19 protein-coding genes and 2 pseudogenes are annotated in these 13415 nt (G+C 30.7%); 4 read left to right on the forward strand and 17 right to left on the reverse strand.

What is annotated here, in order from left to right; all coding sequences use genetic code 11:
• Window positions 1-2: 2 nt before the first annotated feature.
• On the forward strand, window positions 3-842 hold the full coding sequence (ispE, locus tag J3U27_RS05040; RefSeq protein WP_267376979.1) for a 4-(cytidine 5'-diphospho)-2-C-methyl-D-erythritol kinase: 840 nt from the start codon (window positions 3-5) through the stop codon (window positions 840-842).
• A gap of 82 nt (window positions 843-924) precedes the next feature.
• Here ispE and J3U27_RS05045 read toward each other — a convergent pair whose 3' ends face one another.
• On the reverse strand, window positions 925-1575 hold the full coding sequence (locus J3U27_RS05045) for a DUF421 domain-containing protein (protein ID WP_267376980.1): 651 nt from the start codon (window positions 1573-1575) through the stop codon (window positions 925-927).
• A 301-nt stretch (window positions 1576-1876) separates the two neighbouring features.
• On the opposite strand from J3U27_RS05045, the pseudogene J3U27_RS11615 reads away from it, so the two are divergent.
• Window positions 1877-2928: pseudogene (locus J3U27_RS11615) on the forward strand (bifunctional transcriptional activator/DNA repair enzyme AdaA).
• Window positions 2929-3150: 222 nt separating this feature from the next.
• Here J3U27_RS11615 and J3U27_RS05060 read toward each other — a convergent pair.
• From J3U27_RS05060 to J3U27_RS05070, 4 genes are all read right to left on the reverse strand, one after another.
• A complete protein-coding gene (locus J3U27_RS05060; RefSeq protein WP_267330336.1) occupies window positions 3151-3501 on the reverse strand; it encodes a hypothetical protein in 351 nt (116 codons plus the stop codon).
• A gap of 573 nt (window positions 3502-4074) precedes the next feature.
• Entirely contained in the window at window positions 4075-4752 is a 678-nt protein-coding gene (locus J3U27_RS05065; RefSeq protein ID WP_267376983.1) for a hypothetical protein, read from the reverse strand.
• A 56-nt stretch (window positions 4753-4808) separates the two neighbouring features.
• Window positions 4809-5027: an RHS repeat-associated core domain-containing protein gene (locus J3U27_RS11620; protein WP_416380541.1), complete on the reverse strand. Its 219-nt coding sequence runs from the start codon at window positions 5025-5027 to the stop codon at window positions 4809-4811.
• A gap of 124 nt (window positions 5028-5151) precedes the next feature.
• Window positions 5152-6339 carry a CHC2 zinc finger domain-containing protein gene (locus J3U27_RS05070; RefSeq protein WP_267376984.1) on the reverse strand — a complete coding sequence of 396 codons (1188 nt, stop codon included), beginning with the start codon at window positions 6337-6339 and terminating at the stop codon, window positions 5152-5154.
• Between the two features lie 209 nt (window positions 6340-6548).
• On the opposite strand from J3U27_RS05070, the gene J3U27_RS11625 reads away from it, so the two are divergent.
• Together J3U27_RS11625 and J3U27_RS05075 are read left to right on the forward strand one after the other, a co-directional pair.
• Window positions 6549-6710 (forward strand): helix-turn-helix domain-containing protein, encoded by a 162-nt coding sequence (locus tag J3U27_RS11625; RefSeq protein WP_416380536.1) that lies wholly within the window; start codon window positions 6549-6551, stop codon window positions 6708-6710.
• Window positions 6676-6846, forward strand: a complete 171-nt coding sequence (locus J3U27_RS05075) for a hypothetical protein (protein ID WP_267376985.1) — start codon at window positions 6676-6678, stop codon at window positions 6844-6846. Before J3U27_RS11625 ends, J3U27_RS05075 begins: the two co-directional genes overlap by 35 nt.
• A gap of 36 nt (window positions 6847-6882) precedes the next feature.
• On the opposite strand, the gene J3U27_RS05080 is transcribed toward J3U27_RS05075, so the two are convergent.
• The 12 genes and pseudogenes from J3U27_RS05080 to J3U27_RS05125 all read right to left on the reverse strand — a co-directional run.
• Window positions 6883-7410 (reverse strand): hypothetical protein, encoded by a 528-nt coding sequence (locus tag J3U27_RS05080; RefSeq protein ID WP_267376986.1) that lies wholly within the window; start codon window positions 7408-7410, stop codon window positions 6883-6885.
• Window positions 7410-8078, reverse strand: a complete 669-nt coding sequence (locus J3U27_RS11575; protein WP_324170004.1) for an RHS repeat-associated core domain-containing protein — start codon at window positions 8076-8078, stop codon at window positions 7410-7412. Before J3U27_RS11575 ends, J3U27_RS05080 begins: the two co-directional genes overlap by 1 nt.
• A gap of 392 nt (window positions 8079-8470) precedes the next feature.
• Window positions 8471-8818, reverse strand: coding sequence for a hypothetical protein (locus tag J3U27_RS05090; RefSeq protein ID WP_267376987.1), 348 nt, complete (start codon window positions 8816-8818; stop codon window positions 8471-8473).
• A gap of 353 nt (window positions 8819-9171) precedes the next feature.
• Window positions 9172-9684, reverse strand: a complete 513-nt coding sequence (locus J3U27_RS05095; protein WP_267376988.1) for a hypothetical protein — start codon at window positions 9682-9684, stop codon at window positions 9172-9174.
• A gap of 12 nt (window positions 9685-9696) precedes the next feature.
• Complete coding sequence (locus J3U27_RS05100; RefSeq protein WP_267376989.1) at window positions 9697-9963, reverse strand: hypothetical protein; 267 nt, start codon at window positions 9961-9963, stop codon at window positions 9697-9699.
• A 77-nt stretch (window positions 9964-10040) separates the two neighbouring features.
• Window positions 10041-10706, reverse strand: coding sequence for a hypothetical protein (locus J3U27_RS05105; RefSeq protein ID WP_267376990.1), 666 nt, complete (start codon window positions 10704-10706; stop codon window positions 10041-10043).
• 266 nt (window positions 10707-10972) lie between these two features.
• Window positions 10973-11173, reverse strand: a complete 201-nt coding sequence (locus J3U27_RS11630) for an RHS repeat-associated core domain-containing protein (RefSeq protein WP_416380538.1) — start codon at window positions 11171-11173, stop codon at window positions 10973-10975.
• An 85-nt stretch (window positions 11174-11258) separates the two neighbouring features.
• Window positions 11259-11597 carry a hypothetical protein gene (locus J3U27_RS05110; RefSeq protein ID WP_065734834.1) on the reverse strand — a complete coding sequence of 113 codons (339 nt, stop codon included), beginning with the start codon at window positions 11595-11597 and terminating at the stop codon, window positions 11259-11261.
• A 4-nt stretch (window positions 11598-11601) separates the two neighbouring features.
• Window positions 11602-11724, reverse strand: a complete 123-nt coding sequence (locus J3U27_RS11635; RefSeq protein WP_416380542.1) for a colicin E3/pyocin S6 family cytotoxin — start codon at window positions 11722-11724, stop codon at window positions 11602-11604.
• On the reverse strand, window positions 11697-12164 hold the full coding sequence (locus tag J3U27_RS05115) for an RHS repeat domain-containing protein (protein ID WP_267376991.1): 468 nt from the start codon (window positions 12162-12164) through the stop codon (window positions 11697-11699). Before J3U27_RS05115 ends, J3U27_RS11635 begins: the two co-directional genes overlap by 28 nt.
• Window positions 12165-12513: 349 nt before the next feature.
• A complete protein-coding gene (locus tag J3U27_RS05120) occupies window positions 12514-12870 on the reverse strand; it encodes a hypothetical protein (RefSeq protein ID WP_065734836.1) in 357 nt (118 codons plus the stop codon).
• Window positions 12871-12884: 14 nt separating this feature from the next.
• Window positions 12885-13364, reverse strand: a pseudogene (locus J3U27_RS05125) (RHS repeat-associated core domain-containing protein); the annotation flags it as partial.
• Between the last annotated feature and the right edge of the window lie 51 nt (window positions 13365-13415).

The raw sequence follows: 13415 nt of genomic DNA on the forward strand, positions 1-13415 counted from the left end.
ATATGAAACATTGGTTATCGCCAGCTAAATTAAATTTATTTTTATACATTACTGGACGTCGTCCAGACAATTATCACAATTTACAGACATTATTCCAGTTTATTGATGTTTGCGACAAACTGACTTTTAATGTTCGCAATGATGGTAAAATAAGATTATTAACTCAATTTGAACAAGTCCCTGAAGATAAAAATCTAATCACTATTGCAGCTCAGCGGTTAAAATCCTATGCAAATAATAGTGAACTCGGTGTGGATATTGCTATAGAGAAAATGATCCCAATGGGAGGAGGACTTGGCGGTGCGTCTTCCAATGCTGCAACAGTTCTTGTTGCTTTAAACCAATTATGGAATTTAAATATTGAGCAACAAACTTTAATAACAATAGGCCGTTCAATTGGAGCCGATGTGCCTATTTTCATTTATGGTCACTCAGCATTTGCTGAAGGTATCGGTGATCAGTTTCAACAAGTTGATATTCCTCAATATTGGTATTTAGTTAGTTGTCCTAATATTGAAATTTCAACAGTTAAAGTATTTAACGATCCTAAATTACAGCGTGACACACCTAAACGAACTATTGAACAATTAATGTCAATTCCTTTTGATAAGTTTACTAACGATTGTGAACCTATTGTGCGTGAACGTTATCCTCAAGTCGATCAGCTTATATCGTATTTGTCCCAATTTGCTCCAACAAGGCTAACTGGGACAGGAGCATGTGTTTTCACTCGTTGTGATTCTAAAGAACAAGCATTTTCGATACAAAATGAGCTGAAATCCCTCTCAGTCAAAAACTTTATAACTAAATCACTAAACTTATCACCGCTGTATGCAGATTAATTAATTTTGTTTAACATGATTAACCATATAAATATAACTAATTTATATGGTTAATCACCATAAAATCGAAAAAGTCCCAACCTTAGTGTATAGTATCATTTGGTATAACAAAAAGATGATGATCATAATACTCAACGCAATAAAGCCCTTCAAAACTTTTATAACCTTGATCAGCTAACGCGGATTTTAACCATTTTTCATCCTTACCTAGTTGCTCTAAAACATTATCAACGGGTTGTTCGTTTTCTAATACAATGACGGATATGTCCTTATCCCCTTTTTTTACTATTGATAATTGCCCATTAGGCTCCAAAATAGCTTTTTCAACACAATGAATGTTGAAAACATTCTTCATTCTGAGTAGTACTGCAAAACTAGCCAAATCTAAATTAATCGAGGTGAAAGCATCTAATTTTAATTTTCCATGATCCATTAATATAATTGGATTACCAACAATAAAGGCTTTAGCATTTTGACTTCGTTTTTTTAAATAATTAGAGGTATACATGATTGCTGTCCACATCAACAAGACAACAATAAAATCATATATGGTCAATTTAGGATTATAGATAATTCCACCAGCAATCCCACCTAATATCATATTCCCTATAAAATCAATGCTCGACATTTGCGACAGTGAAGTTTTACCTGTTATTTTTAGAAATAAAACAATACATATAAAAACAACCAATAACTTTAAAGCAATAATAATAAAATCCAGATAGTTAAGCATAGTACTCTCCAAATGTTAAAGACCTAAGCTAGTAAAACAATAAATATTAAAGTTAATACTGAAAACCTATAAAATTTTAGAAGAGATTTTAATAAATTAGAAAATTTGATTATATAAATCATGAGTAATTGAGTGACGCTTTAATATTAGATTGATATTGATTAATTTATCAATCTATTTTTTTCATATTGATAAAAAATATAATAAAAGATTAAATAAAAATAGTTGTCAATTTTGCGAAACAAAAGCTTTTTTTAATAAGCTTGATCCATCATTTAACAGTTCAAAATTAAGATAAAAAATGCTTAATCAAAAAGAAATTTATTACAAAGCGTTACTTGAAAAAGATGAAAGTTATGTTGGAGTTTTCTATGCTGGAGTTAAAACCACTTCAGTTTTTTGTATTGCTACTTGCCGAGCCAGAAAACCAAAATTTGAAAATGTTGAATTTTTCTCTTCATTCAAATCAGCGCTTGATGCGGGTTATCGACCTTGCAAAATATGTAGACCCACTGAAAACGCTGCACCTGACGAAATAATTAAAGCAATATCATTAATTAGCAATACTCCTAAAAATAAGATTACCGATTATCAATTAAGACAAAATCAATTAAGCCCTGAAATTATTCGCAGATGGTTCAAAAAACACTATGGGATCACCTTCCATGCTTATCAACGAATGTATCGAATTAACAATGCTTTCCAAGAATTAAAATCAGGAAAAAATGTGATTAATACTGCAATGGATAGTGGCTACAACTCCTTAAGTGGATTTGGTTACACCTACAAAAAAATCATGAAAAAATCACCTTCAACTAGCAATCAACAAGACATCATTTTAATTGACCGTTTTACTACCCCGCTCGGCCCAATGTTTGTTTGCGCAACTAGTCTAGGAGTTTGTCTATTAGAATTTGTAGATCGAAGAATGCTAGAGAATTTGAACAACTACAATCTCTACTTAAAATGAAGATTATTTTTGGTGAAAATAAACATATTAAACAAACTAAAGTTCAAATTGCCGAATATTTTAAGGGAACAAGAAAAGATTTTACCATTGCCTTACATACCCCAGGTACGTTATTTCAACAAACCGTTTGGGATTGCTTAAAGCAAATTCCTTATGGCGAATTAACCACCTATAAAAAACAAGCGCAAAAGATTAATAAACCACAAGCAATCCGAGCCGTAGCCAGCGCAAATGGTTATAACCGAGTTGCGATCATTATACCTTGCCATCGAGTAATCGGAACAAATGGAGAACTTATTGGCTATGGTGGTGGATTAGAAAGAAAAAAATGGTTAATTGAACATGAAAATAGAATCATAAAATCAGATACACACTCAAATTAATAACTATTTTTATCTAAAAAATAGATTAATTTAACGAAGTTAAAAGAGTATATTAAAAGGATTGATGAGAACTGCAGGATTGAGGATTCTTAACCATGAAAATAATAGTTTCCTTCAAGTTTTATCGGGTCTTGGCTAATATATAAGCTGGTTGCAGAATTATAATATCGTAACTAATTATGATAAAGCCCCGTTTCATGTTCCAATGTTATAATTTAATTATTAACTTTCATCTTCTATTTCCTCTAAAAATATATCCTGTAGATTTCCATTAAGTTTTTTTCCTTTATATGAAAATTGGAAATCTTCCTCTTGCCCTTTCAGATAACTGACACCGTCAATAATACCTAATAAATTAGAAATTGTATCTGTAATTGATAATTTTAAAAAAGATATAAATTTATCTTTGTCTTTTACATCTAACTTATTATAAAGAGATACTCCATATTTCCATTCCCCTTCTGGTAATTCATCTTGTTTATTATCCAAATTACTTAAATTGTCTTTATAATGATCTAAATTATTTTTTAATACTTCTATAATTATATTATTTACAAATTCTACATCGTTCATATTTATTTACATTTTATTTTAGATTTTTTAAACGCTTCAGGACACACTTCTTTATTAAGCTCTATGAGCTCTTTTAGCTTTGAATTTGGAATATCTGGATATACTCTTTTAAGTTCCCTAATTTCTCTAGCTAATAAATTTTTGCCGTATTAATTCCTTTTATACTCCTTTAAACTACAGTGTTTGTTATAAGATTTTTTATTGTATAACCCTGCTTTAGGAACTAATTTTTAGCTGGTGCTTTTTCTAAATCGTATTTAGGTATAAATTTACTCATTAATCCTCAAGAATTCTTAACTAATTTACCAAAATCTTATTGATTCCTGATGACAAGAATTTAGGTTTTATGCTTAACTCTATTTGTATTATCGAGTAAACAGACCTTTTAGCGGAAACGGAGTGTAAAGGGCTTACGCTCTGCCATTCTACGTTAGATTTTTATAACCTTTTTTTGCTTGTTAAATCCTTACTCCCTAATTCGGAATGAGAACTTTTAGACCAGTTGAATAATATTCTAAATTTAAAAAGCCGACTCATTGAGTAGGCTTTTTTATTTAGTTATTAATGTATTATCTAATTTTCTAAAATAATTTCTCTAATTTCAAAACCAATAATATTATTTTCTTTTAATGCATAAATTAGGTCTTCTGAAAAAAACATACCTTTTCCTTGTATATTAATAATATCATAATGATACTTATTAAGTAGAAATAGATTCAATGCTACTAGATTAAAATTTATCTCGTTATAATCTTGATAACTTTTGAAGTTAACTTTTTCATTTCTTTGTGTGTCATAAAAAATGGATTTTTTTAAATCTATTTCGGTATCAGGAATCATCGGAAAACCTATCAAATAAAATTTATCATTTTCCCATCCTTCAATACCTATATTAATTTTATTTAATAATGATGGGATTTTATACATTTTAATTACATCATAAGCCTTTTCTGAAATTATATAATTTAATCCAAATTCATAAGGCAAATAACTTATAAAATCTGTTCTTTTTATTTTTTTTCGCGTTGGATAATATTTTATTGAAGATATTTGTTCCTCATTAATAGATTTGAAAGTTTTTAAAAAAACTCTGTCTCTATTTTTTAAATTCTCATCAATATATTTGTTAAATTTATTTTTTTCCTCTTTAGAGATGAAAGATTTATTTTCTTTTAATTCTAATTGTGCTCCACCATTATTAATTCCAGTAATTACTGGATCATAAGAAACATCGAATTTTTTATATTTCATTTTTTTCTATATTATTTAAATCTTGTGCTTTTTTAGATACATTTTGTATATAACAACTACCATTCTAAATTTTTTCTAAATTCCTTAAATATCAGATTGGGTATAATATGATGTAAATCCAACCCCAGAGGATCAACCATCGTATTCGAATCATACACATTTGCATAAAAATTTGGGTTGTATCCTTCAAGTTTTATCGGGTCTTGGCTTATATAAGTTCCTGTATTACTGTCGTAATACCTAAACCGATTGTAATAAAGCCCGTCTAAATAGATTTTAAAACAACTTAAATATCAGATTAAGCAAATAACACTATAGTTAAACTATTAAAAAAAAGAAATTCCAATTCGTTAATATTTATGTTGATTTTTTAATTGCGAGTTTTTTCATTTATAAATATTATTGTGAAATAGTTAAAATTTTTACTTCTCCAATTATTATGCTTGTTCCTTCATCAAATGTTATTATTTCTCCTTTGTGTATATCTAAATCATCAGTCAGAAATTCAATAATTACATTCACTTTCTCTCCAGGAAATAACTGTTCTTTGTTTTCTAATTTAATTCTTCCTGAAAATTTATTATTTTTAATATTAAATAAAGGACGGTAGCCATTTGAAAATGGGGATTTTCTTCCTTGTTTGCCTGCTGCATCATTGTCGAGCATAAAAATGATTTCATCCAGTTGCTGTAATTGGCTCACCGCTTCGGTGTGTTCGTCCGTTAAGCCGTTGGTTCCGTACAGGGCAAGGACTTCGACAAGCTCAGTCTGACAAGCATTTTGCACAGTTTCTTTTATCTGTATTAGCGAAGCTGCATCTATAATGCTTTCAGTCAGTATCAGCTTGGTAGTTTCCGGTTTGGGATAATTCGGATATAAGCCCCTGCGGTTCTTTAAGTAAAAATGTTTGCTCTCGCTGTTGTTGTGGATGCTCCGTCCGTAAAGACTTACAGGGTTTCCGGTTTTGTCCCGGAGCATAAAGGTAAGGTAGTGCTTTGCAAATACTTTATAGCTTACGTTTTCGCCTGTTTGGTTATTGGTTTTTTGCAATGGTTGCAGCATCCCTATGTTTACGCATTGTGCTATCAGGCTTTGGTCTTTTCTGCTGCTGTGGTCGAACTGCCCGCTATTGAAGCCGATAAAGCCTTTCAGCTTTTCTATGTTCAAGGCTCTTTGCTTGCAGTACTGCTTCGCCGGTTCGCTGTGCCATACCGATGAGGCAAAGGTTTTTTCTAAGTGCTGTAAGATGCTTGGGTCTGTTGGTGGTTCTTCTTTTAGTGCTGTTCCTTGCTTTACATTATTCAATATTAACCCGCTATTTATCATTGTTTTTGCTTTTTCTATGGCTTCGTGCTTGGTGCAGCTTTCTTTGTACAGGATAAAATCTATTACGTCTATTGCTTTGCCGTGTGTTTTGCAATTGCTACTAAAACAATATACTGTACCTGTCTTTTCATACACCTGCATACTGGGCGTTTTGTCGTTATGGAACGGACAGTTTAATCTTTGGTTCTTATCCGTTCTCAACCCGTAATGTGCCAGTACTGCCGTTATGCTTAAACCCAGTCTTATCGCTGATATGTCCATTGGAAAATTATTTTAAAAATATTTTTTAGACCGTTTACGGCTCAAAGATACTCTATTCGGATTTATCAACAAAATTTATACGGCTTTTTTAGTCCGTAAAAGAGTTTTATATTTGTACTATTAAGTTAAATCAGGAGTTTTATAACCCTTTTAAGTGTTTTTGTTATGGATAGTTTCGGTAAAAGAGTGGCTGCATTACGCAAAGAAAGATGACACAGGACGAGCTGGCTAAGCTCCTCAATACTTCTATCTCGGTAATAGGCAGGTATGAACGTGACGAGATGATACTGGGTATCGAAGTGGCTAAAAAAAATTGCAGGTTTCTTAAATACTACGGTGGGTTATCTGCTGGGAGAAACGGACAAAGCTGACCTGTTTAAAGACCCCGTAATGCTGCAACGGCTGGCGGAACTGGACAATATGCAAAGCGAAGATAAAAACCATATCCTGCACGTGCTGGACGGTTTTATAAAATCTGTAAAACTTAAAAATATCGCTACGCTGTAAAATATTAAAGCCACTCTTTTTGAGTGGCTTTAATTGTTATTCAATAATAGGGCGAATTGGAACAACTCCGCCATTATTATATAATTTATCCAAATAATTTTTCACTTCATCAGACCAATAATACTTGGCGAAAGTCTTGTTTAGTAATGTATACCGACTGTCTTCAGTGTGCATACCATAATTAAAATGTTTTTTAATTTCTTTTTGTAAAATAGAACCATAATGCTTAGCATTTGGACTACGGTTACGATACCATAAAAATGAAGTATTTGTTATCTTAACTTCATTCTTTGTCCAAAAGTTTGTCATATAAATAAAGTCGTTTTTGTCATCAACAAGTGGACGATGATTTAGTAATTTTATTTTTGCTTCATAATCTTCCTTAGTACCAATATTGATAAGGATATTACTATCAACAAAATCCAACATACTGATACTACTTGATACAACTATACCACTTTTCTCAAAGTTTTTATCATTAAAAAAGACAAGGTTATTATTTTCTAAAAAATTATTTACAAATTCAATTATGCATTTTCTGGATGCAACTATATTTAGTTCCATTAGTGACAACTTGTTTTTGGTTTCGGCTTCTTATTTGTTTCTGGATGAGTATAGGAGCGAAAATGCACCCTTTCAGGAACACCATTGGCGTATCTGATTTTATTCAAATCCTGCATAGCTAAAACCTCTCTGGTAACAGGCTTTCCTTTTGCATTAGTCTTTCCTACATTACTCCAATGTGTTTTACCGTCAGCATCTTGCCAAACAATATCAGGACGTATTCCTGATTTATGCCCTCCAGGAGTTTCAAATAATTTTTCTTTTTCGTATCCACCTCCGTATATAATCGTACCTCCATCGGATATTATTTCATCTGCCCAGGATTTGATTGTTTGATTATGAGGTCCTTTTCCTCCCGTTTTAGGTCCACGTTTTGCAAGCCCGAACGGGTCTATCCACGCATTCGTGTCATGGACGTAGCCGTAGAGCTGTATGCCTCCGTGTAATCCAATCGAGTCTTGGCTTATATAAGTTCCTGTATTACTGTCGTAGTATCTAAACCGATTGTAATAAAGTCCCGTTTCAACATCCTCATACTGCCCCAGTTGCCTGAACGGAATAAACAGCTTATTGTTAAAGATATCTTCCCGTATTCTGCCATAGATGTCAAATTCTACCTGCCAAACCTGCTCACCTTTATCATCATAGGCCTGAATCGGTCTGCCCAAATAATCCTATACAATTGAGTAAGACTTGCCCTCGCATAACTTAGCAGTAGGGAGATAGCTTTACACTTCTTAATTTTTAAAATTAAGAATTTAAAACAGCTCGAAAACACTGAAAAAACAAAAAAGCGCTAAATCGCCAAAAATACGTAAAAAAACATTCTCAAACCGCCAAATACAAATTGATAGTTTGTAAAAAGGTGGAAATGTTGAACAGTAAAGGGATTTAAGCAATTTTTATAAATGCGTGACTTTGCCACTCCTTTTTTTGCCCCTTTTTTATTCCGCTTTTAGAGCGGAAAGGAATTAAAAAAACCGCTTCAATCAAAGCGGTTGAACTATTCAAAGTCATTTCTTCTACGAAAAAAAGGTTTTTTAAATCTATTTATATTGTTTTATGGATATGTATCTAAAAAGCCTTTTGGAGTAGGATATTTTGAAAAAAAGGTAACGTAATTTTTATCTAATTCAATATCAAAAATTTTTATGTCTGAATATTCTAATGCAAAATTATACTCTTTTAACTTCTCTTCTAACTCATCTGAAAGTGATATACTAAATAGACTAACACACTCCCAATACTCTTTAATTACATTCTTTATTTCTAAAGAAAAATGATTTTCTATAATTAATGCTTTATAAAAATACTGGTTCTGCTGAACAATATCAGTTATCCTTAAATACTCATTTATATATTTCTTATTTAAAGATATAATTCTATCTTCTTTTCTTGTGATACTCATAATTCTATGAACATTTAAATTTACTTGACAAATTCTTTAAATTGCCATCACTAAATCCATCAGCACTATCAGAATGTATCAATGTTGCATGTGAATACCCTATACCTTTTGAAGGGTTATAAATTACATCAAAACCTTCTTCTCTTATACTTTTTGCATCTATTTCTGCAATATTTCCAGCATTAATAATATTATGTAATCGAGTAGTTTTAGTAAAGCTTCTTTAGTACTACTCGCTTGAACTATTTAAAATTTCAAACCTTATTAAGGTCCTTATCCCCGAGTATGAAGTCGAACTCATAGATAAGCTAAATGCATAGAAAAAATTCAATTCTATAAGTTGGATTTTTAGATTATTTTAAATATCTATCTAAATTTTCTAATAAATAAAAATCTTCTAGGTTTTCTTTATTGTATCCCGTTTTTTCTAAATCTTTTTTTATGTGATTTAATAACTTTAACCATTCTTTGATAAATGCATCTATATCGATAATTAGTTCATTTGATACTTTCTTTATTTCATTAAGTATTTCATTTCCCCCTCTTAATGCAGTCCAATCAGATTTTATCTTAATAGTGTTTTTATATTGCAAACACTCCCATGTTCCAAAGAAAATATTACTTCCCCAATTAATTTTGAATTGTTTCTGATTTTTTAAAGAATTAATTAACAATAAAATATCTTTGAAAATATCTGAAATTTCTGCACATAACCACAATTCTAAAATATAACCATTCCAATACATATAAATTGATGATTCTCTTGTATATGGATAAATTGTTTGTAAAGCTTCATTTATAGTACTATCCTCTTTGTCTCTAGTTAAAAGATTATTAGGGTGGCTTATTAATAATTTAAAATTCATTATGATATCATTTTAATGACAAGTTGATCTTAATTTAGCTTCTTTCCCTTGGGCTATAGGTTCAGCTGTGCAATCTATTGGAAAACCATGAAATGTACTATCTCCATTATTTCTAACACTATCAGCATTTACAGGAAAATCCTTAAATCCACCATGTTCTAATGTATCTGCTAATTTTCCCGCATAATTTAAATCAACTTTATTTCCCCATTTTCCGTGTGGTAAATTCTCTGTATTAACTAAAATTTGAGCATCTTTATTAGATAAACTTTGTAGCATGACATTTCATTCCAGCATATCCATTTTCAGGTTATAAATCCAACCCAAACAGATCAACTTCCGATATATTCTAAATCTTAGATAATAGATATGTTTTTTAATCCTATTAACTCAATTCCTTTTAAGTCCACATTCTTACATTTTTCTATGACTAAATTTTCAATATTCTTCATTTGTTTTATTGTTTCTTTTACGTGAATTAAAGAATTGCAACTTTGAATAAATATAGTTTTGAGTTTATCACATTTTTCAAGCCCCTTAAGTGTAGTAAACTTTCCTTTTATAAGACGTAAGTATTCTAAACTATCAGTTTTGTTTAGAAAATATAAATCTTCAGATTCCACACCACCAATCATTAATCGGTTTAACAACTTTAGATTTTCCCAACCCGTAACTCCAGAATAGTATCCAATATTAAGGTTCTCTAGTTTTGGAAAATTGGAAAGGTCAATAATATCAAAGTCCCAACGTAAATTTTTCAAATTTGATAAATAGTACAAACCTTCAATGTTAGATCTTTTAGTAAGCGGAACTAACCAATGAAAAGTTTCAATGAAGTTTCTATCGTTTAAAAAGTCAAAATTTACAGTCTTTTTTTGATTATCATTTATATCTGTACGAATACAAACATCTTTAATGTTATTTTGTTGAGCATAATCAAGGCCGTCTTTAAGATAATCAAATAAAATTGTTATCCCTTTAAAGATAGATGTTTCGGTAAGATTTACTTTGTATTTTTCCATAATTATATTAAATCAATGACAAGTTATTTGCGCTCTTGATTTTACGTCAGTTTCATAATCAGCTCGTAATTTATCTGCTAACTCTGTTGTTTTTCTTGTAAGTGTGAATTTGTATACCAAGTTGATTTACTAAGCATATAATTGTTTAATTCTCTTTAGGAATATTATGTTTATTTCCCTGTACATATTTATCTACTTGATTAGTTTTGATAGAAATGGAACACTTATTCACCCTGCTTAATCCTTTCCTGTGTATTTGTACCCACTTACGAACAAAAATAAATAAGCTCCTTTAATCCCAACGGTTTAAGCCAAACATGACTGTCATGCAAATACACATAAAAATTCGGGTTATTTCCTTGCAGACTGATGGGGTCTTTGCTGATGTATGCGCCTGTTTCAGAATTATAATATCGGAAATGAGTGTAATTTTTAATAGGAAAACATTTACACTTTTTAACAAGCAAGCGCTCACTATCTATATTATATTCTGTTGCTTAGTTTCTTTCTTCACACACATGCAATATACTTGATTTTGAAAGTTATTTTAGTTTACGCAAATATCACATCTTTTATTCTTAAGTATATATTAGTTATTTTTTCAGAATTTAAACATTCATCATAATTGACTATTTTATAAAAATCATCTGTAGAATTATTACAATAAAATAAAAATATAGTGTGCAAAAAAACATTAAATAATCCTTTTAAAATATCTATATATTCAGGATCATTTATTGAATTATTTTTTAAAAAAAAATCTGTTTTTTTCAATAAAATATTCAGTCTTTTTTCATCAAAATAATTTTCTTTGTCTAATTTATAAATAAAAGTGCTTTTCTTTTCGCCCTCTATTTCATCTAATAAATATTTTTTTAAATTTTCAGCCATTATATTATTTACATTTTCTACCTTTTACTGAGGATTTAATTTTCTCTCCAGTTTCTCCAGATAATGCTCCCTTATGCTTACCTAAGCTATCATATAGCTCTATTTCCGTAATGTATCTAAATGGAATAAATCACCTTTTTTAACATTAGGAAGATCAACCTTTTTAATAACTTCATAAATTTTTGCTCCTTTTAAACTACCCTTAGTAGGTCTAATAGAATCTTTGACCGTATTCCAAAAATAAGAGCTAAATAGTCTATTTCCTCCTGCCATCAACCCAAACGGATCAACTTCCGAATTAGAATCAAACGTATACGCATACAAATTCGGGTTATTTCCTTGCAGACCGATGGGGTCTTTGCTGATGTATTGCCCAGTTTCGGGATTATAGTAACGGAACCGATTATAATAAAGCCCCGTTTCAACATCCTCATACTGCCCCAGTTGCCTGAACGGAATAAATAACTTATTGTTAAAGGTATCTTCCCGTATTCTGCCATAGATGTCAAATTCTACCTGCCAAACCAGCTCACCTTTATAATCATAAGCCTGAGCGGGTCTGCCCAAATAATCCGAAACAATCGAGTAGGACTTGCCCTCATATAGCTTTGCAGTAGAAAGATAGCTTTACACTTCTTAATTTTTAAAATTAAGAATTTAAAACAGCTCGAAAAACACTGATAAAACAAAAAAGCGCTAAATCGCCAAAAATACGTAAAAAAACATTCTCAAACCGCCGAATACAAATTGATAGTTTGAAAAAAGGTGGAAATGTTGAACAGTAAAGGGATTTAAGCAATTTTTATAAATGTGTGGCTTTGCCACACCTTTTTTTGCCCCCTTTTTTATTCCGTATTCTGAAAGAAATAAAAAATTGGTTGGTGCAATACCAACCAATTAATAATAAATTTCAATATTAACTAATCCAATGCCAATATTCGAGAGAAAGCTCGTTATCAATATTTTCTCCAACTAATTGTGTTTTATCACTACTGTTTTGAATAGATAAGTCAAAAGCATAATCGCTTACGCCACTTTCAATAGTGCTTATCAATTTAAAAAGAGAAAGCTCTATACAATACTTTACCCCTTTTTGTAATTGATCAAACTGCTCGGCATCTAATGTTTTTATTAATTCCATTAATGCTTTTTGTTCTTCATCTGGACTTTTAGGAATTTCAATGTTGTTTTTGTAATTCGATACTATATCTAAACCAGTATCTCTACTTGTTTTTACTATTTTTCCAAATACTTCAATTAGATTGTTTTCCATTATTAATACTCTCTTTAATGACAAGTTATTCCATATTTCTGTTTATTCATATCTTTTAGCTTTTCAATAGAGGTTTCAGGTGCGTTTGTATGTGTACGTAACATATCAATATCGTCCTGTAACAACTGTGTTGCTGTCATTTGAGAACGTGCTACTTTATTTTGAGATTGTAGTTTTGTTATTGTGGCGTGTTCAGCATCAGGCAATCTAACTGCAGGAGCATCTCCTGCTAATGCTGTTTGAGGATAGCGTACAACTTGCGTTTTTGCCAATGCTTTTTGAGGTACGTGATGAATACCTAATTTATCTCCTACAACATCTTTTGCTTTTAAATTATCATAAGTATCTACTTCGTATGCAGATGATAATCCAAAAAAATCTACCCAAGCATTACTATCATGCACATAAGCATAAAAATTCGGATTATTCCCTTCAAGTTTTATCGGGTCTTGGCTAATGTATGAACCAGTTTCAGAATTATAATATCGGAACCGATTATGAAAAAGAAGTAAATAATGTAATTCAGAATTTTAAAACTAAAAAGA

Origin of the sequence: Gilliamella sp. B2911, from assembly GCF_026536965.1 — a bacterium.
In the GTDB taxonomy this organism is placed as follows: domain Bacteria; phylum Pseudomonadota; class Gammaproteobacteria; order Enterobacterales; family Orbaceae; genus Gilliamella; species Gilliamella apicola_E.

What these genes read in the sequence shown, in the direction of transcription:
- J3U27_RS05070 (WP_267376984.1), bottom strand. Translation starts at nt 6,339, where the DNA reads ATGGACATATCAGCGATAAGACTGGGTTTAAGCATAACGGCAGTACTG.
- ispE (WP_267376979.1), top strand. Translation starts at nt 3, where the DNA reads ATGAAACATTGGTTATCGCCAGCTAAATTAAATTTATTTTTATACATT.
- J3U27_RS05120 (WP_065734836.1), bottom strand. Translation starts at nt 12,870, where the DNA reads ATGGAAAACAATCTAATTGAAGTATTTGGAAAAATAGTAAAAACAAGT.
- J3U27_RS05090 (WP_267376987.1), bottom strand. Translation starts at nt 8,818, where the DNA reads ATGAGTATCACAAGAAAAGAAGATAGAATTATATCTTTAAATAAGAAA.
- J3U27_RS05045 (WP_267376980.1), bottom strand. Translation starts at nt 1,575, where the DNA reads ATGCTTAACTATCTGGATTTTATTATTATTGCTTTAAAGTTATTGGTT.
- J3U27_RS05100 (WP_267376989.1), bottom strand. Translation starts at nt 9,963, where the DNA reads ATGCTACAAAGTTTATCTAATAAAGATGCTCAAATTTTAGTTAATACA.
- J3U27_RS05110 (WP_065734834.1), bottom strand. Translation starts at nt 11,597, where the DNA reads ATGGCTGAAAATTTAAAAAAATATTTATTAGATGAAATAGAGGGCGAA.
- J3U27_RS11625 (WP_416380536.1), top strand. Translation starts at nt 6,549, where the DNA reads ATGACACAGGACGAGCTGGCTAAGCTCCTCAATACTTCTATCTCGGTA.
- J3U27_RS05095 (WP_267376988.1), bottom strand. Translation starts at nt 9,684, where the DNA reads ATGAATTTTAAATTATTAATAAGCCACCCTAATAATCTTTTAACTAGA.
- J3U27_RS05065 (WP_267376983.1), bottom strand. Translation starts at nt 4,752, where the DNA reads ATGAAATATAAAAAATTCGATGTTTCTTATGATCCAGTAATTACTGGA.
- J3U27_RS05105 (WP_267376990.1), bottom strand. Translation starts at nt 10,706, where the DNA reads ATGGAAAAATACAAAGTAAATCTTACCGAAACATCTATCTTTAAAGGG.
- J3U27_RS05080 (WP_267376986.1), bottom strand. Translation starts at nt 7,410, where the DNA reads ATGGAACTAAATATAGTTGCATCCAGAAAATGCATAATTGAATTTGTA.
- J3U27_RS05060 (WP_267330336.1), bottom strand. Translation starts at nt 3,501, where the DNA reads ATGAACGATGTAGAATTTGTAAATAATATAATTATAGAAGTATTAAAA.